This is a genomic window from Bacillus sp. JJ1122 (assembly GCF_036964885.1).
Taxonomy (GTDB): Bacteria; Bacillota; Bacilli; order Bacillales; family Cytobacillaceae; genus Mesobacillus.
Genome location: NZ_JBALQL010000012.1, coordinates 31257 through 54498, shown reverse-complemented (window position 1 = coordinate 54498; position 23242 = coordinate 31257). Strand labels below are relative to the sequence as shown.

Sequence of the window (23242 nt, the reverse complement as noted above, 5' to 3'; positions counted from 1 at the left end):
TTCTGCCGGGTTTTCGTTAAAAGATAAGAAAGTATAAAATTCACTTCGAGAAATGTCCAGCTCCAGCGCCTAGCCCCTCGAGTCGCTTCGGTCCGCCCAATGAAGTCAAAGAACGACTTCACTGGTCGGCCCTCCAGCGCTTGTCGGGGCTGACCAAGGCGCTTGCGCTTTTTGTTCTTTACGCAAAGACAGTGCAAGGAAGGTTCCTAATGACAAGCTGCAAGTTTGAAAGCTTCATAATTTGGTTAAAAGTAAAAGACTGTTAGGAAAAACTTTAATTAGAGGGGATGGCTGCTGTGAAACCAGTCGAAGTCAAAAGGGAAATTCTTCGTTTTGGAGATGGCCAGGCCGAAAGAATGGTAGACAGTATCGTGACCGAATATACTGTCACGGTTAAGGTGAACGGACAGGAATTTGTCACGATGGTTTGTACCCCTGACTACATCGAAGAAATGGTCATTGGCTATCTTGCTTCAGAGGGGATCATAAGAAAATTCACTGATATTGATGATATATGGATCCAGGAAAAAGAGGGTTTCGTACACGTGAAAACCAACAGGGAAAATCCTTATTATAAAAACCTTCAGGGGAAGCGCTATTTAACTTCCTGCTGCGGAGCAAGCCGCTCAAGTTTTGTATTTGCCAACGATGCTCTTACAGCGAAAAAGCTTCATGGAGTCAAAACAGAAATCGAGGTAAAGGATTGCTTTAGATTGATGGAGGAGATGCAGGACGCTGCTGACTTGTTCCAAAATACAGGCGGTGTCCATAATGCATCTTTGTGCAATTTGTTCGGGCCTGTGGTTTCAAGGGTGGATATCGGCCGGCACAATGCCCTGGATAAAATTTATGGCCATTGCCTGAAGAACGACATTCCGATTCATGATAAAGTAATTGTTTTCAGCGGGAGGATTTCATCTGAAATTCTGCTGAAAGTCGCAAAAATAGGATGTCCTATCGTTTTATCTAAGTCGGCACCAACTGAGCTCGCCCTTAAGCTTGCCGATAGTCTTGGAATCACGACAATCGGCTTCATCCGAAATCGATCATTAAACGTTTATACTCATCCTGAACGTATAGCGGATGCTAAATATACACTTCCAGAAAGCCGGGTTAAATAAACTCGGCTTTTTCTTGCAGGTAAGTGGAGCTTTCGTCTCATTTTGTCATCATTCCGGATTTTACTTTAAGTATAATGAACGATGTACTTTGGAAAAATGGAGGTGAATACAGAGGAGTGATAGAATGGAAGAGCATGAACTTGAAGATATGTTTGATTGGGCTGGCTTATCGAATGTTTATGAAAGACACGGTTATAAAATGTGGCTCAGCGGGCTTGGGGAAATTATAGATGCTGAACTTTTAGATAACCTTTCAAATGCTTATTCTTTTGAAAGTGCCGAAGCAATGTATTATGATGAATTTCTTTTTCATTTGAAAATTTTTAAAGGAATTTGTAAAAATAATGAATTGCCACCTCGGTATTGGTGAGGCCGTATAACACAATAGAAAATGATTGAAGCTAGAGGGGGGAGAGCCATGGAACCGATTGCTGATCATCTGCGCAAGAATTTAGATGTCATCTTTGTGGGGTTTAACCCTAGTATCCGTTCATCCGAAACCGGCCATCATTATGCAAACCCTAATAACCGGTTTTGGAGGATTCTATTTGAATCAGGGATTACACCTAGAAAGTATGTGACAACGGAAGATTATAAGCTGTTGGAGTTAGGCTACGGGATGACAAATATCGTGGCAAGACCAACTAAAGCTGCGGATGAAATAACGAAAGAAGAATATCTTCAGGGCAAGCAGGAGCTAAAGCGAAAAATAGAAACATACCATCCGAAAATCGTTTGTTTTGTCGGCAAGGGAGTTTATCAGCAATATAGCGGCAAGAAAGAACTGCATTGGGGAAGGCAAGAGGAATCCGTAGTCTCTGGAACGATTGATTTTGTTGCTCCTTCTTCAAGCGGGCTTGTCAGAATGAAGATGGATAAAGTTGTGGGCATCTATAAAGAGATACCAGCTTTGCTTGGGAAATTGAAGTAATGAAAAGGCAATCCCGTTGTATGAGGATTGCCTTTTAAATTTGCATCGAAAGTCTGATCATGTCCCGACATTGGATTCCGTTTTCGTAGATGGGTTCGGGATAATGGCGAACGAAAAAGTCATGGTCAATCCCGATAATCCGAAAGCCGGCTTTTTGATACAGCGCTAGCTGACTAATACTTGAATTGCCGGTCCCAATCTCCACAGTGTTAAAGCCCTTTTCTTTTGCAGCTTCAATCCCATGCTTGATCAGCTTGCTGCCAATTCCTTTCCCATGCAAGTATTCTGATACGGCTATGTTCTTTATTTCAATTATATCTTTCGACTTTGGAAACAGAACGATTATCCCTACAACGGAATTGTCCAATTCTGCAACATAGCAGTAGCCGCCTTTTAAATAAGCTGAAACCATATCTTCAGATGGATCTGCCAGTAGAAGCAAATCCCAGGGTGGATGTTCATCCTTTCTAAGCGGTGTAATGATCATATTATTCTTTCACCCTTTTCTGCATAATCCTTAAAACCATCGCAAATAAAAGGTAGCCGATGAAGCCGCCTACTGTATTCAGGATGATATCATCCACATCAAAGCTGCCTACCCGGGTCAGAAACTGCAGGACTTCCACTGAAGATGTCGCTAAAAAGACCGCACCTGCCGTTTTCCAGAAGCCATTAAACCTTCTAAAGAGCAAAGGAAGGAAGAACCCCATAGGAAGAAAAGCAAGCACATTGCCTAAAAGATTCGATATCCAGATATTCTGGTTGATATGGGAAGATGCTTTAATATAATTGTTGATCGTTTTGAATGGAATAATATTGTATGGATGGGTTCCTGAAGAATTGATTTCGTAGGCAGCCTGCCTGTATGGGCTGAAAAATAACAGTGCCGCTGCAATGATCACGTAAAGTCCAAACAGGGCATAAGCAATCGCAATCGTCCACTTTTTATTTTTAAATTCTAATTGATTTAGCATATACCCTCCTTATATGTACTTTTATAGTTAATTCTCATTTTACCAGACTTTAAACATCCAATTATATATACTATTCTTTTTATGAAACTTATTGCCAGGAATTTATGATTTATAGTTGATTGAGAGGTAATTACGTCATATAGAGTTCAGAGTTAAGGGAAGAGGTGAAGACTTAATAGAGAGATTTCTATAAAGTAGTAATATAAAAAACCTTACAGAAGAATTCCTGTAAGGTTTTGGTCATGTATATGTATTCCTGCATAGCAGGGCCCCTGCCGTCCGTACAGTGGTTAAGTGTCCCGCAACAAGCGAATGTTCGGCAGAGGCACTTTTATTTTAACACAAAACAGGGCGAAAAATACATTTTTAACGATGGAAGGGTACATGACTTTCATTTTTATTTAAAAAAGTGTTATGATAACAGTGATTTTAACATAAGGAGATGATTTTCATGGCTAAAAAAGGATACATAGAGATGCAAAATGGTGAGAAAATCGAATTTGAACTATACCCAAATGAGGCTCCTGGAACAGTTGCAAACTTTGAAAAGCTTGCAAACGAAGGCTTCTACAACGGTTTGACTTTCCACCGTGTTATTCCAGGTTTCGTCAGTCAAGGTGGCTGCCCTAACGGAACGGGAACAGGCGGTCCTGGCTACACAATTAAATGTGAAACGCAAGGCAACCCACATACACATGTACCAGGCTCGCTTTCTATGGCGCATGCAGGAAAAGATACAGGCGGCAGCCAGTTCTTTATCGTACATGAATCACAACCGCACTTAAATGGTGTTCACACTGTTTTTGGAAAGGTTACTTCTGGCCTGGAAGCAGCTAAGGCTATGCGCAATGGCGATGTAATGGAAAAGGTTGTCTTAACTGAAGAATAGGACATAATAGAAGAGCCCTTGTGGCTCTTTTTTTTGTACTTTTCTACCCATTGTGTCGAACGTATGCTCTTGTTACAATGAAAGTGTACTGAGCTGTATAAAATAGTTATATTGGAAAGTCTAATATTGAATAAATTTGACTATAATATCTAATTTATATAAAATTATATCAATTAGTCTAATTAATTTAATGTTAGGTGGAATGGCCATGCAGCCAGCTTCAATCTTTATCATGGATATATCTAAATCTTCTTCTGCTGAGCTAGGGGAGAAACTGAGCTCTTATTTATCTGATATTGAGGAATGGATTAATAAATGGTTTCATGGTTATGGACATATTCAGGTACGCCATCGTTCAGGCGATGAGCTTATCTTCCTCGCGGAGGGTTATGCCTCTGCCTTCGTAACCGCGTTCTTCATAAGTCGTCTATGGAAGTATGAGAACAATAAGCCGTATTTTGGACTGGCTTTTGGCAGCATAGATAAAAGTATAGAGGAAATCGATATTGAAAAGTGGATTCATCCAGTAGTGAAACAAGCAAGGCTGGCAAATGACTTCTTAAAAAAGCAAAAGGAAAGAGAGACATTTCATTTTGACTTAAAAGGAAACATACATGCGCATGAACTAATAACGTTACTAAATGGCATGCTAAAACTGCAGAATGCGTTAAGCAAGCAGCAAACGGATGTCCAGCGGCTAGTGTGTTCCCTGTACTTGGTATATGAAAAGCAAAATGTGATCGCAGAGCTGCTTGAAAGGTCAGCGCCTACTATTTATAGTCACTTTAAAAAGGGCCATAGCGAACTCGTGCTTGGCAGTTATCATGAAATTTCCCGCGTATTGGCTTCGCTTCAAACAAAGGAGTTTGGTGTTTCGACGGAGTGTAATCCAGAATTGCTCGAAGAAAATATTAGAAAGCATGTGAAAGGTCTGTTGAACGATGTATTTAATCTATAGGCTTTAACTGCAGAAAGGGGTCGGCATGCTTTTATTAAGTTTAATCATTGCGCATTTAATAGCGGATTTTTACCTGCAGACAGATAACATGGTGAATGACAAACTGAAGAATATTAAAAAACACTTGTTTCACCATTTAATTGTTAATGCTGCCGTCCTGTCCTTAGCATGGTATTTGAATGATCAAGGGACTGACCCTTTAACAGCGATCATTTGGCCAGTTCTTTTCATAACAGGTACTCATTTTTTTATTGACCTGCTTAAAATTAAGCTTGTAGATCAATATACCAACAGTGAAAACTTAAATAAATTATGGTTTTTTGTGCTTGACCAGCTATTGCATCTGGTGACGATTTTAATAGCTTTACAGTTATTTTATCAAATCCCGCTAGTTTCAATTCTTGATAGACTTTCAGAACTCCTCATGGGAGAAGGGGGCGAGATTGGGGCGCTAAACACAATTTTGTTCCTTGTGATCATCTTAATTTTAGGAACCACAGTGAGTGGACATATCATCAGGATTCTGCTCGGATCCCTGCCAGGCCAGCTTCTAACTTTTGAGGGAAAATATACGTTTAAAAATGACCTGAAGGAAAGCGAATACCTTAAAAACAGCAATGGAGAAAGAGGGCTGTCTGAACAATACAGTTATATGATTTTCAACAAACATGACTTATCGCGTGGGAAGCTGATTGGTTATATAGAACGCCTGCTCGTTATCCTTCTTACATATTATGCTTCTTATCCCGCAATCGCCTTCATTGTGACAGCCAAATCAATCGCACGTTTCAAGCAGATGGATGACCGCGACTGGGCGGAATATTTTCTGCTTGGAACATTAACATCGATGTTTTTGGGAATTGTATTTGGAATCCTTTTAAGAGAAGTACTTAATTAGGAATAAATGAATGGCAGCCATTTGGGATGCCATTTTATTTAAAGGGTAAAAAGTATATGTGGATTGAAAAATGGAGTGATTAACGATGAATCTTGTTCTTTTTCAAAGAGATATACGGATATTTGATCATCAGCCATTAGCAGAAGCAGCCAAAATCGGGGAGGTTTTGCCTTTATACGTGATTGAACCTTCTGTTTGGAGGGAAACCGAGCTCTCTGCCCGCCATTTTCAATTTGTCCTTGAAAGCCTGGAAGAGTTGTCAGTGCAACTCCAGGAAATCGGAGGAGAGTTATTTTTTGCAGTTGGTGAAATGGAGACTGTGCTATCGGAACTGCTGAACAAATATGAATATATCACGTTGTATGCCCATACCGATGCAATTAAAAAAAGCCGTATCAGCCAATGGGTTAATGAAAATAACCAGAAATTGTTCACCTATGGTATGGAATTTGTAAATGTTTCAGAAAAGGGATTTAAAAGCCGGTGGACAGCCAATCTAAAGAAACCGATCATTGATGTTCCAAAAAGGATAGAGAAACCTTCATTTATACCTGAAATTCTTTTTACTGATTTTAAAAGGTTCCGAAACTATAAGGTGAATGGCAGCAAGATTCGTTTTGGTCAACAGGGCGGTGAAATAAAAGCAATAGAAACGCTGGAATCATTTATTGAGAAGCGATTTGCGAATTATATCATCAACCACGACAAACCTCTGCCATCATCCTTATCATCGAGCAGGCTGTCGGCATATTTGACATGGGGAAATATTTCAGAGCGGATGATTTATCAAAAGACCATTGAACGGCTGCAAACTTGCAGTGATGAAGAAAAGCGTCAATTTGAAGAGTTCTTATCAAAGCTGTATACACGAGCAAAAATTATTCATCTTGCGAAAGAATATCCGGTAAATGCAGAAAGGAGCGCAATCAAGAAAACATGGAATGAAGAATGGTACCAACGCTGGGCAGATGGGAAAACAGGAATCCCGATAATAGATGCAGCGATGAGGAGTGTCCATAAAACCGGCTGGTTAAATTTCAATTTAAGGGCAATGGTCATTTCTTTTATCTGCAATACACTGCTGCTGGACTGCCGAAAACCTTCAATAGCACTGGCTGAGTTGTTTTTGGATTACGAGCCGGCGATTCACAATTTTTATGTACAAAAGCAGGCTGGTTTATTTGAAAAGCATAAAGTGAAAATGATTAACCCCATAAAATTCGGAAAACAACACGATCCCGACGGGGCGTTCATTCGCAGATACGTTACAGAATTAAGCAATGTACCTGCTGAATTCATACATGAACCGTGGCTATACCCAGGCTTTTACAAGCTAGGGTATCAAACACCAATGGTGGATGCAGTGAAAATGAACAAGAATGCCAAGCTCCAGTTTGAAAAGGAAATAAACAATGAAAGTACTGCCCTGTCACCAAAAAAGGCTGGAGAAACAGAGCAGCTATCCTTTGATTTATAAAATATTATGATGGTTGAATATAACCATCTATGAAACGCAAGATCGATTATCAATAAACGCTAATGGCAATTTAACATGACGCCTTTGCTTCTTCAATTTCTGTCCTGATCACCCTGAAGTAGGTAAATGACACCCCGATGAGTGTGATCATCCCACCGAACAGTGTCGTCATTGTCGGTGCTTCACCGAGCCATATCCAAGCAATGATGAACGTAGCAGCAGGCGTTAAATACAATGAGCTTGCTGCTTCAGAAGCTCCTGATTTAGCAGTAATGTAAGCTAAAGCGAAATAGGCGATCACAGTAGGGAATAATCCAAGGTATATGGCGCTTGCCGTTGCCCCGGCAGGAGCCTGAGCCAGCTGTGCCCCCAAACCTGGTGCGTATACGAGCATGAGAAGAGTCGCAGCCCATATCGTATAGGCTGTAAAAGGAAGCGCCCCGTATTTATTTAAGAACTTTTTTTGGAAAACAAAATAAAGTGATTCGGATAGAGAAGCTATCAATATCAAAATGACACCTAAACCGAGTTCCAGCTCTCCGCCTGAGCCCCGATAAATAAGGAGAATCCCAGCTATGCTGATGAAAGCTCCCATCCAATACCTCTTACCGGTTCGCTCCTTAAAAACAAGCCTTCCTAACAAACCAATAAAGACTGGTGATGTAGAAATGAGCAGGCTTGCAGCTCCTGCACTGACAGATTTTTCACCAATATTAAGAGCAGTCTGATAGACCGCAAATCCAAGAAATCCAAATAAAAAAATAACAGGCCAATCTTTTAATTCTGGTAATTTCATCTTTGTCTTCCCGGCATAAATCACAAGGGCAATGGAACCAACCAGAAGCCTTAGCAGCGATAAATGTTCAGGTGAATATCCTTCTAGACCATGCCGTATACCGGCGAATGCTGAACCCCAAAAGAGAATGATCAGCGCATGTGCAGCCATAATTTTTATGTTCAAGCGTCATCACCTCTAAAAAACCATCCAATTTAAACCTGTATCAGTTTATTTCTTTCAAATATAAACGGGTCTTGGTAAAATGTATCCAACCAATCAGGAAATATAAAAACCAACCAATTTTTTAAAAAATGAACGGAGCCTTTATATGAAAGCACCAAAATATCAAATGATTATCAACTTTATAAAAGACCAAATAATGAATGGAACTTGGCCGGTTGGCAGCAAGCTTCCCAGCCAGCGTGAACTTGCTAAGCAATTTGCAGTAAACAGAAGCACGGTTGTTACGGCGCTTGATGAACTTACTGCTGAAGGGTTGGTTGAAGGGAAGCTTGGAGCAGGAACAATAGTAGTAAACAATACCTGGTCTCTCATGCGTTCAAATGTCCCTGTGAACTGGAATGAACAGGTCCATTTTGGTTCCCATCAAGCAAGCTTGGGCACTGTTCAGGCTATTAATCTTGCTGAATCGGATGAGAGCATGATTCAGCTGAGCAAGGGTGAGCTTTCAAAAGATCTTTTTCCGCTTGAAGAAATGAAGGAAGTGATCTCGAAGGTTGGCAAGGAACTTATGCCTTTCGGTTATGAAGATCCAAAAGGAAATCCTGCTCTCAGGGAAGCGATAAGCAATTACCTGAAACCAAAAGGTATCGAAGCGCCGCCATCCTCTATTCTTGTTGTATCAGGTGCATTGCAGGCATTGCACCTCATATCAATAGGATTATTGCAGAAGGAATCAACTATATTTCTCGAAAATCCTTCCTATATTTATTCATTATCGACCTTCCAATCTGCTGGCATGAAGTTGCAGGGAATCCCCATGGACCAAGATGGGGTAGTGCCTCATTTGATTGAAGCATCGAGGGATCATAGGAAATCCGTACTATACTGCCATCCGACTTTCCATAATCCGACCGGTGCTTTAATGGGAGATGCCAGGAGACAAGAACTGATCCAAGTCGCGGAAAAAGTTCAGCTTCCGATCATTGAGGATGATGTATATGGTGATCTATGGCTTGATTCACCGCCGCCGCCGCCAATCAAGTCATATGACAAACACGGAAATGTCTTATATATTGGAAGTTTGTCTAAGAGTCTTAATCCCGGTTTAAGGATTGGATGGATTGCAGGGCCTCAGGGAGTTATTGACAGGCTGGCTGACTTGAAGATGCAAACGGATTACGGCTCAAGTTCCCTTTCACAAAAAATTGCTGCAGAGTGGCTATCAAGCGGAAAATATGACCTACATTTAGTAAACGTGAGAAAGCAGTTAAGAGAGCGGAGAGATGCGGTGCTTGCTGCTGTAGAAACTCATTTAGGACGGTATGCGGATTGGGATGCCCCTAAAGGCGGGTTCTTCATCTGGATAAAAATGAATCCTGAAATATCGTTAGCAGACTTATATAGGAAAGCTTTTGCAAAAGGGGTCCTCATAAATCCGGGAAGAATTTATGCCACAAAGAATCTCCAGCATTTCAGGCTGTCATTCGCAAATGCTCCTGTAGCTGATATTGTAAAAGGAATCGGTATATTAGAATCAATTATCGAAGACTGCTAAAATAAAAGGGGAAAGTCGAGACTTGTAGGTAAGTATGATTCAAGGTAAGTGATACAAGTAAAATTTAAAGGCTTCATAAAAGAATAAAGCTAGTGTTGATATAGAATCATTTATTTAATACTTTGGCTGAGTTAATGCACAATATCGTTTTTTTTAACCTGTTGACCTTCGTTCCAGGCGCGAAGACTCCTCCGAAAATACTAACGCATTTCCATCGTGCGTGGGCAGATTCGAGAAGATATTCAGTGTCCTGCAGGCTCAGCGCCAGCCTGCGGAAAGCGAAGGGACTGGAACGAAAATCAACAGCCTTGTTTAACAGAGCTAATACTTTAAATGATATCTTTATTGCAACAACACTGGGCTCTGTTAAGAATCTGAACGGCAAAAGAAAACACTAACTGAGGGGAACAGAGAGAATATGAAATTAGTATCATGGAATGTGAATGGAATCCGCGCCTGTTCGGGTAAAGGGTTTTTAGATTATTTTAAAGAAGCAGATGCTGACCTTTTTTGTATCCAGGAAACGAAACTTCAAGAGGGCCAGATTGATCTCGAGTTAAAGGGATATCATCAGTTTTGGAACTACGCAGAGAAAAAAGGTTATTCCGGTACAGCTATTTTTACAAAGAAAAAGCCTATAGCGGTCAGATACGGAATCGGGTCTGCTGAATATGATTGCGAAGGTCGAGCGATCACACTTGAATTTGAGCAGTTTTTCCTTGTGAATGTCTACACACCAAATTCACAGCGTGATCTTGCCCGTCTTGGCTACCGATTGGCTTGGGAAGACAAACTCCGGGAATACCTTATGGAATTGGACGATAATAAATCTGTCATCCTGTGCGGAGATTTGAATGTGGCGCACAATGAAATAGATCTGAAAAATCCTAAGCCCAACCGCGGGAATTCGGGTTTTACGGACGAAGAACGAGGGAAGATGACGCAGTTGCTGAACGGTGGTTTTGTTGATTCGTTCCGCCATTTATATCCTGAAACTGAAGGAGTATATACATGGTGGTCATATATGAACAAGGTAAGGGAACGGAATATTGGCTGGCGTATAGACTACTTCATTATTTCCGAAAGGCTTGTCCCTGAAATCATAGATGCCGGTGTTGAATGTTTTGTTATGGGAAGCGACCATTGTCCAGTTACGCTTGAATTGAATATAAAGGAATAATTTTATCCCCTGGCTTTTTAACCAGGGGTGTTTTTTGTATTTATAGAGATTGAGACCAAAAGTATGGCTTATTTAATACATGATAAATTGCTTATTTTAAAAGAATTCGAGAATAAATAAAACCTTTTCTTTTGATTTTTCATTAAATGTTATATACTATAAATTAATAAGGATAACACATTTAAAAATTCCTTGATAATGTAACATCATTATTATTGGAGGTAAGTTGGTGGTGAGTTCTATTAAACTAACAAAACGGCAGGAAGAAATCGTTCAAATCGTCAAGGAAGATGGCCCAATTACAGGGGAACAGATAGCAGAAAAGCTGAAGTTGACTCGGGCTACGCTAAGGCCTGATCTTGCCATTTTGACAATGGCTGGCAGCTTAGAGGCCAGGCCGAGAGTGGGCTATTTTTTTAACAAAGATAAAGAGAAACAATTTAACGGTACAGCCTTTCTTGATCTGAAGGTCAATGATTATAAAGGGCACCCGATTGTCGTGCAAAAGTCAGCCTCAGTCTATGATGCTATTGTCCAGATGTTCCTTGAGGATGTAGGTACGCTTTACGCGGTGGATTCAGAAGGATGCCTGGCAGGAGTTATTTCAAGGAAGGATTTGCTGAGGGCGGCTATCGGAAACAAGAACCTGGAGGATCTTCCTGTAAGCGTAATCATGACAAGAATGCCAAATATCATTACTGTGAAGCCGGAGGAGACAATGCTCCAGGCAGCAAAGAAGCTTGTCCTGAACCGAATTGATTCACTCCCTGTCGTCCGTGAACTCAAAGAAAAACCAGATACATATGAAGTCATCGGACGGATTACAAAAACCACGGTTACAAAGATTTACTTAGAAATAGTAGAGCAAAAATCTGTCTAGGAAGTGAGCGCGTTTTGGATATGAAGGAAGTTGTCTATGTAGTTTCCGATTCTGTCGGAGAAACAGCAGAATTTGTAGTAAAGGCTGTGGCCACACAATTCAATGGGGGCCAGGTTGATATTCGGCGGAATTCGTACGTTGAGGACGAAGAGGACATTGAGGATGTCATCATGGTCGCAAAACAAGGGCACTCCATCATTGCATACACCATTGTCGTTCCGGCCTTGAAAGCCTATCTTGATAAAAGGGCAGAAGAAGAGGGCATTTATGCTGTCGACTTGTTAAATCCACTTATGAATGCCTTCGAAAAAAAGTTCAACAAAGAGCCAAACCATCGCCCGGGTATGATGAGAAAGCTAGATGATGACTATTTCCGCAGGATAGAAGCGATTGAATTCGCGGTTAAATATGATGACGGAAGGGACCCGCGAGGAATTCTAAGAGCTGATATCGTTTTGGTCGGCGTTTCCCGTACATCGAAAACCCCGCTTTCCATGTACCTTGCACATAAACGGTTCAAGGTGGCCAATGTACCAATTGTACCTGAAGTAAAGCCTCCTGATGAACTTTTCCAGGTCCCCAGAAGTAAATGTGTAGGTTTGATCATCTCGCCTGACAAATTAAACGAAATCAGGACAGAGAGGCTGAAAGCACTAGGATTAGGCTCCAGGGCTAATTACGCGAGCTACGAACGCATTCTTGAGGAATTGGATTACGCAGAAAAAATCATGAAGCGTGTAGGCTGCCCGGTTATCAACGTGTCAAATAAGGCAATTGAAGAAACAGCCGGTTTAATTCTCGATATTCTAAAAAGTGAGAGGAGTTTTACTTGATGTCTAAATTCGTTTATCTCTTTAATGAAGGCAACAGCGGCATGAAAGAAATTCTTGGAGGCAAGGGTGCTAACCTGGCAGAAATGACTCGAATCGGGCTTCCAGTCCCTTTCGGGTTCACGATTTCCACTGAAGCCTGTAATGCTTATTATGATGCAGGTAAAACAATTACAGCTGAAGTCCAGGCTCAAGTGCTTGAGGCACTAAGAGAACTTGAAGAGAAAACAGGCAAGAAATTAGGCAATCCGCAAAATCCTCTGCTTGTGTCCGTGCGCTCAGGTGCGGTATTTTCAATGCCAGGCATGATGGATACCATCCTTAACCTGGGAATGAATGATGAAACGGTTGAGGGAATGGCTAAGCTTACAAACAATCCTCGTTTTGCATATGATTCATACCGCCGCTTCATCCAGATGTTCAGTGATGTTGTGCTGGATGTTGATGTATTTTTCTTTGAACGTCTGCTAGAGGAGACCAGGGAAGCTAAAGGCTATAGTTCGGATCCTGAAATGACGGCAGAAGACTGGAAGGAAGTAATCCAAGGCTATAAAAATATCGTGACAAAGCATACCAGAAAGCCTTTCCCACAGGATCCAAAAGAGCAATTATTCCTTTCAATCAATGCAGTATTTGATTCATGGAACAATCAGCGAGCGATTGTTTACCGCCGACTGAACAAGATCCCTTCTCATTTAGGAACAGCAGTAAATATCCAGAGTATGGTTTTTGGTAACATGGGTGACGATTCCGGAACAGGAGTTGCATTTACAAGGGACCCATCTACTGGTGAACATATTCTGTATGGTGAGTACTTAATCAATGCACAAGGAGAGGATGTTGTTGCGGGTATCCGTACTCCACAGCCGATCCAGACATTAAAGGATGAAATGCCTGCGGTTTATCAGCAGTTTGTAGATACTTGCAAACGCCTTGAACAGCATTATGCAGATATGCAGGATATTGAATTCACAGTAGAGCGAGGTGAATTATTCATTCTTCAGACCCGTACTGGAAAAAGAACTGCACAGGCAGCAATCCGTATTGCTGCAGAGCTTGTTGAAGAAGGCATTATTGATAAAAAGGCTGCGCTGCTTCGCGTTGATCCAGAACAGCTTGACCAGCTTCTGCACCGCAGGATTGATGAAAACTTTGAACGGAAACAGCTCGCAAAAGGGTTGCCTGCTTCACCTGGTGCAGCTACTGGAAAGGTCGTATTCGATGCGGACGAAGCTGAGCTTCTATCAAATGATGGCCAGAAGGTCATATTAGTTCGTCCGGAGACAACTCCTGATGATATCCACGGAATCATTGCCGCCCAGGCAGTGGTTACAAGCCGTGGCGGCATGACCAGCCATGCCGCTGTTGTTGCCCGCGGTATGGGGAAGGCATGTATCTGTGGATGTGAAGCCATGAAGATCGACCTTCATGAAAAGCAATTCCGTGTTGGGGAAGTTGTCGTTAACCACGGCGATATCATCACGATCGATGGTGGGACCGGAGAAATCATGCTTGGTGAGATTCCAATGATTGAACCTGAACTTTCTGATGAATTCCAGCTTCTTCTTTCATGGGCGGATGATGAACGCAAGATTGGTGTCCGTGCAAATGCGGATAATCCAGAAGATGCAGCAAAGGCGCTTGAATTTGGAGCGGGGGGAATTGGATTATGCCGTACTGAACATATGTTCATGGATCCAACTAGGGTGCCGATTGTCCAGAAAATGATCCTTGCCGAAAATTATGAAGAGAGAACTAAAGCCTTGGATGAGCTTCTGCCAATGCAACAAGAAGATTTTGAAGGTATCCTTGAAGTTATGCAGGGACTGCCCGTGACAATTCGATTGCTTGATCCGCCTCTTCATGAGTTCTTGCCTGATAAAGAAGAACTTATCGTTGAGATTACCAGGCTGCAAATCCTTGATCCGCAGTCTAAAGAGCTGAAGGAAAAGGAAGCATTGTTAAAGAAAGTCCGTCAATTGGATGAATTCAATCCGATGCTTGGCCACCGCGGCTGCCGACTTGGTATGATCCATCCGGAAATCTATGAAATGCAGGCAAGGGCAATCTTTTACGCAGTAGCGAAGTTAGCTGATAAGGGCATTGAAATCCAGCCGGAGATCATGATTCCACTCGTAGGCCATGTAAATGAACTTAAGGAAATGCGTGAGCTGGTTAATGCAGCAGCTCAAAGTATTAAAGAAGAAACAGGAAAGAATTTTGAATATACAGTTGGTACGATGATTGAAATTCCACGAGCTGCATTGACTGCTGACCAAATTGCTGAAGAGGCAGATTTCTTCTCCTTCGGAACAAATGATTTAACGCAGACAACGTTTGGTTACAGCCGTGATGATGCAGAAGGAAAATTCCTTCAGGCATACATCGAACAAAAAGTCCTTCCTGAAAATCCATTTGCGGTGCTCGACCGTGAAGGAGTCGGCAAATTAGTTGAAACCGGGGTAAATCTTGGCCGTCAAACAAAACCAGGCCTTAAGACAGGAATCTGTGGTGAGCACGGCGGCGAAAAAAGTTCAATTGAATTTTGTTACAACGCTGGACTTGACTATGTCAGCTGCTCTCCATATCGTGTGCCTCTAGCCCGTCTAGCAGCAGCACAAGCTACAATCCGTCATGGGCAAAGCACAGAGAAGGTTGCAGTATCAACAAAATAAAAACCAGTGAATAGCGCTACTTTTAAAGATATAGTTTTCTTTTCCTGTATTTCAAAATGAGGGTGTCCCAAAAAGTATCTTGGGACACCCTTTCTTGTTATTGAAAGGAGTCGGTTGATATCGGCTGAAGGTACTCGTTATCGGCATGTTAGAGAAACGAAAAGCTCAAGTTCCCTGTTTTTTTGAAGGAGTGAGTGCCCTCAGCTACAATAAATATAGATCCCGGTTTAAAAAACCACTTAATTTAATGTTGTTTTAGCATGGATTGTTGCTTTTTGAACAAGTACGTGTTCCGCATTTGTAAGGGCTCTTTTCGAGGAGGCTTCTCAAAATTCACATTAAAACTTGTGAAAATCCAAGTGGAGGGTTTAATTTGGTTGAGAAAGCAACAAAGGTCACGTTAAGAGCCAAATTAAAAGAGGCAAAAAGTAAAAATAAAATAAACAGAACCGGGTCATCAATAAATCCGATTGGCACCCAAAAAAGCGGGGACAGAGAAAAACAGGTCACCCATGAAGCCGATTGGCGCCAAAAAAGCGGGGACAGAGAAAAACAGGTCACCCATGAACCCGATTGGCGCCCAAAAAAACGGGGACAGAGAAAAACAGGTCAAAAAAGTTGTCAGAGAAAAGCAGGTCACCAATCTTATTGGTTCCAAAATAATACGCACTGAAAGAAATATGTCATAGGAAAAAATCAAAGAGCATAAATTACTAGGTGGAGATAGAAAAATACCGCTCCAGGAAAAAAATGCAAGAAACATCTTGTATTTAACTAATCACCTTAATAATAGGTAAACGGTGGAAAAAAGGGTATACTATGTATATGAATGAAATCCTTAGGTCTTCTGGTGTAACGACTAACCATGAGAAGGCGTGAGACCAAAACCAGAAAGGATGAGGGAAATGATCGTTAAACTTTATCAGGCAAAAGCGGGCGATGGCAATACGAAAAAGGGATTAAGGAGAACCCAGTCATATTTCACAACGCCGCAGGATGCTGTTTCAGAAGCACTGGCTTTAAAAGAAAGAATGGATTCTAAATATGCAAATGAAATCGAATGGGATTACAAGAGTGATTTTACTGGAACTTCGGATAAAATGAAAATCCTCAAGGGATATTTAAATGGAAATCGGGAAAGTACAGCATTTTATCTTGAAATTCTTTGCTTGGAAAATACAGAAAAAATTAAGCCTGTTTCACCGATTAAGCCGAAGAGCGTAACGAAAGAGGATAAGAAAGTATTAAATCGGGTCGTAAAAATGTTGAAGGTAAAGAACGCATAAGCACAATTATTCAGGCATATCCTTTAACTCAGTGAATAATGGAAATCAAGGGGATCGCACAATAATTTGTGCGGCCTCTTTTTTTGCGGATCTTTGGGAAACATTGCATTGTACTAAGAAGGAAATGATGGTTTCATGATTTTTGAGCATGATACTTTAAATGTACCTTTTCAATAAACCAATAAACCAATTAATTACGGTAAGTTATCATTATGAGCACACAACAAATTATTAATTCTATCCAATCAAGGGGCTTACATATGAATCAAATCGATACTATTTATCAGCAGTCAGTTGAACATACAAAAAACAAGGTAAAGGAAGATGTTGAGAAATTTCTTGGTGAGCATGAATATCCTCCATCATTTAATGAGTATTCTGAGAAAAGAAAAACTTATATCAACCAAATTTGGCTGAATGTCTGGCTTACTAAGTCAACGAATGACTTCTCGAAGCGCGATAAGAAAGCTTTTTTAAGTGAGAGAGGGTTTGTTGTCGAGGGTGTTGACCGCAAGCTGATCAATAAGCTTTTCAGAAATGAGATGAGGGACTACAATCCTTTTAATGTTTTTACCTGGATCGAGTCTGCTTTCGACAATCAAACATGGGAAGTATTGCACGAAAAAGCCAGAAAAAAATTTTTGAAAAAAGAAGCAGAAGAACAGCTCCTTGAGGAAAAGGCACTTATCCGTGAGAAAATTAGTCAGAATGCCAGAGTTACACTGGAAAAGTATCAGGAAATCTCTTACCTAAAGATCAGGTACCATATTGCAAAAGATTTATTCCATATTTTCAAAGAAAATCCTAAGTACAAGGATATCGATACATTTATGCTTGAAGAGAAATTGACAGAAGAGGGTTCATTTCAACCAGATGATTACAGCGTTTTAGCAGATTTCTTCGATGAATTGACCGGCCAGATCCATCAGACCACCCATTGGGGAAGACATTATTTTGAATATGAAACGTACGAATTTTACTTTGAAAAAAAGGTAATTAAGTATTTTGAGGATATTGGCTCTGAACAAGTACTGCTAAGTCTTCCAGCAAATATAATTAGTGCTTATGAGAAAACGGTAGATGATAAGCTTTCAAAGGAAGAGTTAAAAAGGATTATCCGCGATATGTTGCTAGCATATACAGATGGCTATCTTTATAAACTGCATGAGGAATACATTAGTGATCTTTTAGGTTTAGCAGAAACTCCTTATGATGAACAGATCCATCGTGAGATTTATGAGAGGGACCTTGAAGCTAGGGAACGCAGGAAAGAAGAAGAAGAGGCTGAACGAAAGCGGAAAAAAGAAGAAGAAGCAAGAATGCTTGAAGATATTTTCGCACGGGAATACAATCCTTCACTTCGGAGGAATGTCCGGTATATCCTTCATATCGGGGAAACCAACACAGGGAAGACGCATCACGCACTTGAAAGAATGAAAGAAGCAAAAAGCGGGTTATATTTGGCCCCACTTAGGCTTTTGGCTCTTGAGGTGTATGAAAAACTGAACACAGAAGGAGTTCCATGCTCTCTGAAAACTGGTGAAGAAGAGAAGCCTGTCGAGGGAGCTGCACATATTTCCTGCACCGTTGAAATGTTTCACGAAAAGGATTTTTATCATGTTGTGGTGATCGATGAATCTCAGATGATTGCCGATAAGGACCGTGGATTTTCCTGGTATAAAGCGATTACTAAAGCCAATGCGGAAGAAGTTCATATCATTGGAAGCAAGAATATTAAAAGCATAATGATGGATCTTCTGGAAGATAATTTAATGGAAATTTATGAATATACACGAGACATTCCCCTTCAAGTGGAGAACAAGGAGTTCAGCCTCAACTATACGAAAAAAGGTGATGCGCTAGTATGTTTTTCACGTAGGCAAGTACTGGAGAACGCATCGAAATTGCAAAATAGTGGTCGACAGGTAAGCATGATTTATGGCAGCATGCCACCAGAGACGAGAAAGAAACAAATGGACCGTTTTATTAAAGGTGAAACGACGGTAGTTGTGGCCACTGATGCGATTGGTATGGGGCTCAACCTGCCAATAAGGAGAATCGTTTTTTTAGAAAACGAGAAATTCGATGGAACTAGGAGAAGGCGGCTTACCTCACAGGAAGTGAAGCAAATTGCAGGTCGGGCTGGCAGAAAAGGGATCTATAATGTTGGAAAAGTCGCATTCACCTCGGATATCAATATAATGGCAAAGCTTCTTGAAAAAGAGGATGATCCTGTTGCGATATTTTCAATTGCACCGACATCAGGCATCTTTGAAAGGTTCCAAAAGTATTACCGTTCTCTTGGTGTTTTCTTTGAGCTTTGGGACCAATTTGAAAGTCCAAAAGGAACAAAAAAGGCTTCACTTTCAGAAGAACGGGAACTGTATGAATATGTCAGAGACACTGAAATTGAAGCACGACTGCCGATGATGGATTTGTATGGTTTCCTACACTTGCCCTTCTCATCAAAAGAGCCTGCTCTTATTGAACAATGGCTGGAAACAATCAAGGCAATCGTAGCTGGGACAGAGCTTCCAGAACCCGTTATTAAAACAGCAAGCCTTGAGGAGCTAGAGCTTTCCTATAAAGCAATCGGTTTACATCTATTGTTTTTATATAAACTTGGCCGCAAAACGGAAGCTGTTTACTGGGAAAGGCTTCGTACTGGGTTAAGTGATGATGTCCACGAATTTCTTAAGACAGAGGTCAAAAACTATAAAAAGAAGTGCAGGCACTGTGGTAAGGGAATCCATGTAGAATCTCCTTATCAAATATGCGATGGCTGCCATTCTGCAAGGTTCAGGAATCGTTCAGATGGACGAGATCGATGGAGATAATTAGCGTTACTCAGGGTCCCTTAAATAAGGACCCTGTTTTTTGTGTATTGTTGCAGAAATCTGGGTTCGATTCATTCTGTAAAAGCTTTTTACGGGAAGTAATTCCTGGATTTTTCATTTTTCAGTGTTTTGTTTTGTACCTAACGTTATAAATTAGCAAAGTAAATGATAAGTGCTCCGCCAAATTTGTAATAAATACAATCTTGATCACCATATGATGATTATAGAGACCATTATAAAGGTGTGATCAGATGGCTGTACATGTAGTAAAAGCAGGAGAAAATCTTTGGTCCATCGCTAAAACCTATGGAGTGACAATCCAAAACATCGTAAATGTGAACGGGCTGCCTTCCGCAAATTTAATTGTTCCTGGTCTAGCCCTTTATATTCCTGATCTTCAGCCGATTACCCGATTCTATAAAATCAAATCTGGCGATACTTTATGGAAGCTATCCATTCAATTCAGTACAACGGTCATTAGCATTATGAATGCAAATCCTGGTCTTGATCCGAACCGAATGTATATTGGACAAAATATAAATATTCCTTCACCAATAAAACCACAGATGGCTACACTTGGCTTCATTGTACCGAGTTCTCTTCCATCCTTCCTTAGCTGGTTTGATGCATTAGCTACAAAGCTGACTTTCCTTGCGATCGTTAACTATACCTTTACAAATGAAGGTTATGCTTTTGCGATAATAGATGATTCAGCATATGTAACGAAGAGTAAGGAAAAGAATGTCATCCCTATGTTAGTACTTCAAAATACAACACCTGATGGTTTCAGCAAAGAGCTTGCCGGTACAGTTCTAGGCAATCCTGTGTATAGGAAAAACTTGATAGCAAGTCTTGTCAACCTGGCAAATCAGAGAGGTTTTGGCGGTATAAGTATTGATCTGGAGTTCGTTCCTCCGCCACAAAGGGAGGATTTCAACCTATTTCTACGTGAATTGAAAGTCGCAATGGAAACTCTGATTTTACATGTGAATGTCCATGCTAAGACAGAGGACATTCCAACGAACCCAATTATCGGAGCCTATGATTATAAAGCAATCGGAGAAATAGCTGATGTGGTTGCAGTAATGACGATCGATTATGGGTATCCTGGTGGCCCGCCAGATCCGATAACCCCTTTATGGTGGTTAGCGCTAGTCATCCGGTACTCTCTGAGTTTGATTCCTGCTGACAAACTTCAAATTGCACTTGCGCTGTATGGGAATGATAAGGTTGTAGGGACGAACCAGACCAAATCTCTTTCGGGACTTCAGGCGCAAAATCTCGCTATAACAACTGGCTCGATCATTCAATTCGACCAGGCGGCAAAATCTCCATGGTTCAGATACTGGAAAGGGACAGAAGAACATATCGTATGGTTTGAAGATATTAGAAGTTATATAGAAAAATACAGACAAATTGACCTCTATCAATTATTTGGAACGACTTACTGGCAAATGAGTTTGCCTGCTCCACAAAACTGGGCATATCTGGAGAAGTTCGATATCCTGAAAGCTGGAACATGAGGTTTTCTTCGAGAAGTGGATAGAGATAAATATATAAAATTTTCAGCCTGAACAAAGGGTTCAGATGAATGAAGGCAACATCTGCTTTTAAGTTAAAGCGGGTGTTTTTTTATTTTATAGGGTGATTACGCCACCCTTTTGGGGTAAAGGTATGGAAATAGTTTTATATAAAAGGAGGATCTTTTCATGAATGGTTTTATAAAAAGCGGATTTCTGCTAGGTTTAGGAGCGGCAGTTGCAGGAAAAGAAAAGCTTGATGATACTTTTATGAAGCTGATCGAAAAAGGCAGCATGACACAAACAGAGGCAGATACCATATTTGATGATTTATTCAGAAAAGGAGAAACTAAAAGCGAGGAGTGGGATAAGGAATTCAGGGAAATGTCAAAAAGTCAGCTGAGCGAACTTGGTTTTGTGACCAGGGAAGAATTAGATATAGTCCAGGCACAGCTTGTATTGCTTCAGCAGGAGTTGAAACAGCTGCGAAACAATAATTCAAATACGGATTTGGATCAGACGGATCAAGGGATAGAAAATATTCCTCCTGGCTTTTCAAAAGACGTGAAATAATAGCAGGTGACGGAATGTTGACAGAGCGTTTGAGAAGGTTGAATAGATATAGAGAAATAGCATTAATATTAGTAAAGTATGGATTTGGTTATGTTTTGGAAGAGGTAGGGCTGTTTCAGGTTCTTTCCTTAAAAGACAGGATCGTTGCTGAAGTGAAGCATGGAAATACGAAGGAAGCAGGGTACCGAATCAGATGCATGCTGGAGGAATTAGGACCGGCATTCATAAAACTTGGCCAGCTGCTCAGTATAAGGAGCGACCTGCTTCCAGCTGAAATTGTTAAGGAATTAGAAATGCTGCAGGATCAGGTTCCGCCTGTTCCTGTAGAAGAAATAAAAGCGAAAATCCATCAGGAATTTGGTCGTCCAGTGGACCAAGTTTTTCAAACATTTAATGAAGAATGTATTGCTGCAGCTTCAATTGGTCAGGTTCATGAAGCAGCCCTGCCATCAGGTGAAACGGTCATGGTCAAAATACAGCGTCCAGGCATCAGGCAGGTTGTGTATACAGACCTCGAAATTCTTATGGATCTTTCAAAACTAATTGAACAGCGATATGACTGGGCTGAATATTACAATTTAACCGAGATGGTAGAAGAACTTTCTGAGTCGATCCGCAGAGAACTCGATTACTCTGAAGAAGCTCGTAATACCGACATTATTCAGAGGCAATTCGAAGAATGTGAATCTATCAAAGTTCCGGAGATATTCCATGATTATTCGACCGACCAAATCCTTACGATGGAGAAGATAGATGGTATAAAGCTGAATGAACTGCACCCAATGGCTGCCACCATAGATGAAAAGCGGAAGATTGCAGATTTACTGGTAAGTGCCTTTATTACCCAAATATTAAGAGAAGGCTTTTTCCATGGAGATCCTCACCCTGGAAATATTCTCTATATCCCTGAAAACCAACAGCTGGTATTCATCGATTTTGGACAAGTGGGAAGGCTTTCCGCAAGCATGAGGTATGATTCATCTTCTATGATGATGGGCATTATGCAGGAGGATACTCATCAAATTGTAAAGGCGATTTTCAGGATGGCGTACGTTCCTTCAGATATAAATGAAAGGCACTTTTATGATGATGTGGAAGCGATCAGAAAAATGGTTGATCACTCTCCTAAAGAGGGCCTGAGTTTAGGATTGACCGTCAAGGAGCTTTTTTCAGCTGCTCAGGAACATCGCATCATTTTGCCTAAGGAAATGACGATGATGGGGAAGGCACTTGTTACAATTGAAGGGATCATTTCTGAAATGGACCCTGAGCTGGATATGATTGCGCTCGCCAAGCCATATGGCGAACAACTCATGAGAGAACGTTATGACCCGTTAAAAATGGGCAAAAGGCTATGGAACAAGGCTGACGATTTTACAGATACTTTAACCAATATCCCTAAAAAAATGGAGGATGTTCTAGACCAGACGTCCAAGGGAGATTTAAAATTTGAAATCAGTCTTTCTGAAATCAACAGGATCCTTCATAAATTCGATCGAATCAGTAACCAGGTTTCATTCAGTTTAACACTTCTTGCATTTAGCATTGTTGTTCTTGGTCTGATCGTGGGGGCAACCTTTGGGAATAATACCATGCTGACTAGCGTGCCGGCGATTGAGATTGGATTTTTCATCGCATTTATGATGTTCCTATGGATCATTTATTCCATATTAAAATCTGGCAGGTTTTAGTTGTAA

Annotated in this window: 21 protein-coding genes; 18 read left to right on the top strand and 3 right to left on the bottom strand. The window is 40.9% G+C overall.

Annotation, left to right across the window (positions count from 1 at the left end; genetic code table 11):
• The first annotated feature begins 296 nt into the window (after window positions 1-296).
• From fdhD to mug, 3 genes are all read left to right on the top strand, one after another.
• Complete coding sequence (gene fdhD, locus V7201_RS07620; RefSeq protein ID WP_335376199.1) at window positions 297-1121, top strand: formate dehydrogenase accessory sulfurtransferase FdhD; 825 nt, start codon at window positions 297-299, stop codon at window positions 1119-1121.
• Window positions 1122-1245: 124 nt separating this feature from the next.
• Entirely contained in the window at window positions 1246-1491 is a 246-nt protein-coding gene (locus V7201_RS07615; protein WP_335376198.1) for a hypothetical protein, read from the top strand.
• Window positions 1492-1539: 48 nt separating this feature from the next.
• Complete coding sequence (gene mug / locus V7201_RS07610; protein WP_335376197.1) at window positions 1540-2052, top strand: G/U mismatch-specific DNA glycosylase; 513 nt, start codon at window positions 1540-1542, stop codon at window positions 2050-2052.
• Between the two features lie 34 nt (window positions 2053-2086).
• Here mug and V7201_RS07605 read toward each other — a convergent pair whose 3' ends face one another.
• Window positions 2087-2539, bottom strand: a complete 453-nt coding sequence (locus V7201_RS07605) for a GNAT family N-acetyltransferase (protein ID WP_335376196.1) — start codon at window positions 2537-2539, stop codon at window positions 2087-2089.
• A 1-nt stretch (window position 2540) separates the two neighbouring features.
• Window positions 2541-3026, bottom strand: coding sequence for a VanZ family protein (locus V7201_RS07600; protein WP_335376195.1), 486 nt, complete (start codon window positions 3024-3026; stop codon window positions 2541-2543).
• 451 nt (window positions 3027-3477) lie between these two features.
• On the opposite strand from V7201_RS07600, the gene V7201_RS07595 reads away from it, so the two are divergent.
• The 4 genes from V7201_RS07595 to V7201_RS07580 all read left to right on the top strand — a co-directional run bounded on the left by V7201_RS07595 (window position 3478) and on the right by V7201_RS07580 (window position 7248).
• On the top strand, window positions 3478-3915 hold the full coding sequence (locus V7201_RS07595; RefSeq protein WP_335376194.1) for a peptidylprolyl isomerase: 438 nt from the start codon (window positions 3478-3480) through the stop codon (window positions 3913-3915).
• 208 nt (window positions 3916-4123) lie between these two features.
• Complete coding sequence (locus V7201_RS07590; RefSeq protein ID WP_335376193.1) at window positions 4124-4873, top strand: hypothetical protein; 750 nt, start codon at window positions 4124-4126, stop codon at window positions 4871-4873.
• Window positions 4874-4898: 25 nt separating this feature from the next.
• Window positions 4899-5771 carry a DUF3307 domain-containing protein gene (locus V7201_RS07585; protein WP_335376192.1) on the top strand — a complete coding sequence of 291 codons (873 nt, stop codon included), beginning with the start codon at window positions 4899-4901 and terminating at the stop codon, window positions 5769-5771.
• A gap of 85 nt (window positions 5772-5856) precedes the next feature.
• Window positions 5857-7248: an FAD-binding domain-containing protein gene (locus tag V7201_RS07580; RefSeq protein ID WP_335376191.1), complete on the top strand. Its 1392-nt coding sequence runs from the start codon at window positions 5857-5859 to the stop codon at window positions 7246-7248.
• A gap of 70 nt (window positions 7249-7318) precedes the next feature.
• On the opposite strand, the gene V7201_RS07575 is transcribed toward V7201_RS07580, so the two are convergent.
• On the bottom strand, window positions 7319-8194 hold the full coding sequence (locus V7201_RS07575; protein WP_335376202.1) for a DMT family transporter: 876 nt from the start codon (window positions 8192-8194) through the stop codon (window positions 7319-7321).
• Window positions 8195-8354: 160 nt separating this feature from the next.
• Here V7201_RS07575 and V7201_RS07570 point away from each other — a divergent pair, with 160 nt between their 5' ends.
• The 11 genes from V7201_RS07570 to V7201_RS07520 all read left to right on the top strand — a co-directional run bounded on the left by V7201_RS07570 (window position 8355) and on the right by V7201_RS07520 (window position 23236).
• On the top strand, window positions 8355-9764 hold the full coding sequence (locus V7201_RS07570; protein WP_335376190.1) for a PLP-dependent aminotransferase family protein: 1410 nt from the start codon (window positions 8355-8357) through the stop codon (window positions 9762-9764).
• A 418-nt stretch (window positions 9765-10182) separates the two neighbouring features.
• Window positions 10183-10944 (top strand): exodeoxyribonuclease III, encoded by a 762-nt coding sequence (locus tag V7201_RS07565; RefSeq protein ID WP_335376189.1) that lies wholly within the window; start codon window positions 10183-10185, stop codon window positions 10942-10944.
• A gap of 232 nt (window positions 10945-11176) precedes the next feature.
• Entirely contained in the window at window positions 11177-11824 is a 648-nt protein-coding gene (locus V7201_RS07560; protein ID WP_335376201.1) for a helix-turn-helix transcriptional regulator, read from the top strand.
• A 14-nt stretch (window positions 11825-11838) separates the two neighbouring features.
• Complete coding sequence (locus tag V7201_RS07555) at window positions 11839-12657, top strand: pyruvate, water dikinase regulatory protein (RefSeq protein WP_335376188.1); 819 nt, start codon at window positions 11839-11841, stop codon at window positions 12655-12657.
• The gene (ppdK, locus tag V7201_RS07550; RefSeq protein WP_335376187.1) at window positions 12657-15329 is read left to right on the top strand and encodes a pyruvate, phosphate dikinase; all 2673 of its coding nucleotides are present in this window, start codon (window positions 12657-12659) and stop codon (window positions 15327-15329) included. Before V7201_RS07555 ends, ppdK begins: the two co-directional genes overlap by 1 nt.
• Window positions 15330-15702: 373 nt before the next feature.
• Window positions 15703-16002: a hypothetical protein gene (locus V7201_RS07545; RefSeq protein WP_335376186.1), complete on the top strand. Its 300-nt coding sequence runs from the start codon at window positions 15703-15705 to the stop codon at window positions 16000-16002.
• A gap of 232 nt (window positions 16003-16234) precedes the next feature.
• A complete protein-coding gene (locus tag V7201_RS07540; RefSeq protein ID WP_335376185.1) occupies window positions 16235-16615 on the top strand; it encodes a hypothetical protein in 381 nt (126 codons plus the stop codon).
• 260 nt (window positions 16616-16875) lie between these two features.
• The gene (locus V7201_RS07535) at window positions 16876-19452 is read left to right on the top strand and encodes a DEAD/DEAH box helicase (RefSeq protein WP_335376184.1); all 2577 of its coding nucleotides are present in this window, start codon (window positions 16876-16878) and stop codon (window positions 19450-19452) included.
• A 251-nt stretch (window positions 19453-19703) separates the two neighbouring features.
• Window positions 19704-20975, top strand: a complete 1272-nt coding sequence (locus tag V7201_RS07530) for a LysM peptidoglycan-binding domain-containing protein (protein ID WP_335376183.1) — start codon at window positions 19704-19706, stop codon at window positions 20973-20975.
• A gap of 186 nt (window positions 20976-21161) precedes the next feature.
• Window positions 21162-21545 carry a phasin family protein gene (locus tag V7201_RS07525; RefSeq protein ID WP_335376182.1) on the top strand — a complete coding sequence of 128 codons (384 nt, stop codon included), beginning with the start codon at window positions 21162-21164 and terminating at the stop codon, window positions 21543-21545.
• A gap of 14 nt (window positions 21546-21559) precedes the next feature.
• A complete protein-coding gene (locus V7201_RS07520) occupies window positions 21560-23236 on the top strand; it encodes an ABC1 kinase family protein (RefSeq protein WP_335376181.1) in 1677 nt (558 codons plus the stop codon).
• Window positions 23237-23242: the final 6 nt, after the last annotated feature.

Bases quoted from the DNA above. Each gene is read 5' to 3' on its own strand.
- V7201_RS07580 (WP_335376191.1), top strand. From the start codon at position 5,857: ATGAATCTTGTTCTTTTTCAAAGAGATATACGGATATTTGATCATCAG.
- mug (WP_335376197.1), top strand. From the start codon at position 1,540: ATGGAACCGATTGCTGATCATCTGCGCAAGAATTTAGATGTCATCTTT.
- V7201_RS07565 (WP_335376189.1), top strand. From the start codon at position 10,183: ATGAAATTAGTATCATGGAATGTGAATGGAATCCGCGCCTGTTCGGGT.
- V7201_RS07535 (WP_335376184.1), top strand. From the start codon at position 16,876: ATGAATCAAATCGATACTATTTATCAGCAGTCAGTTGAACATACAAAA.
- V7201_RS07595 (WP_335376194.1), top strand. From the start codon at position 3,478: ATGGCTAAAAAAGGATACATAGAGATGCAAAATGGTGAGAAAATCGAA.
- V7201_RS07520 (WP_335376181.1), top strand. From the start codon at position 21,560: ATGTTGACAGAGCGTTTGAGAAGGTTGAATAGATATAGAGAAATAGCA.
- V7201_RS07530 (WP_335376183.1), top strand. From the start codon at position 19,704: ATGGCTGTACATGTAGTAAAAGCAGGAGAAAATCTTTGGTCCATCGCT.
- ppdK (WP_335376187.1), top strand. From the start codon at position 12,657: ATGTCTAAATTCGTTTATCTCTTTAATGAAGGCAACAGCGGCATGAAA.
- V7201_RS07590 (WP_335376193.1), top strand. From the start codon at position 4,124: ATGCAGCCAGCTTCAATCTTTATCATGGATATATCTAAATCTTCTTCT.
- V7201_RS07575 (WP_335376202.1), bottom strand. From the start codon at position 8,194: ATGGCTGCACATGCGCTGATCATTCTCTTTTGGGGTTCAGCATTCGCC.
- V7201_RS07570 (WP_335376190.1), top strand. From the start codon at position 8,355: ATGAAAGCACCAAAATATCAAATGATTATCAACTTTATAAAAGACCAA.
- V7201_RS07585 (WP_335376192.1), top strand. From the start codon at position 4,899: ATGCTTTTATTAAGTTTAATCATTGCGCATTTAATAGCGGATTTTTAC.
- V7201_RS07540 (WP_335376185.1), top strand. From the start codon at position 16,235: ATGATCGTTAAACTTTATCAGGCAAAAGCGGGCGATGGCAATACGAAA.
- V7201_RS07525 (WP_335376182.1), top strand. From the start codon at position 21,162: ATGAATGGTTTTATAAAAAGCGGATTTCTGCTAGGTTTAGGAGCGGCA.
- V7201_RS07600 (WP_335376195.1), bottom strand. From the start codon at position 3,026: ATGCTAAATCAATTAGAATTTAAAAATAAAAAGTGGACGATTGCGATT.
- V7201_RS07615 (WP_335376198.1), top strand. From the start codon at position 1,246: ATGGAAGAGCATGAACTTGAAGATATGTTTGATTGGGCTGGCTTATCG.
- V7201_RS07605 (WP_335376196.1), bottom strand. From the start codon at position 2,539: ATGATCATTACACCGCTTAGAAAGGATGAACATCCACCCTGGGATTTG.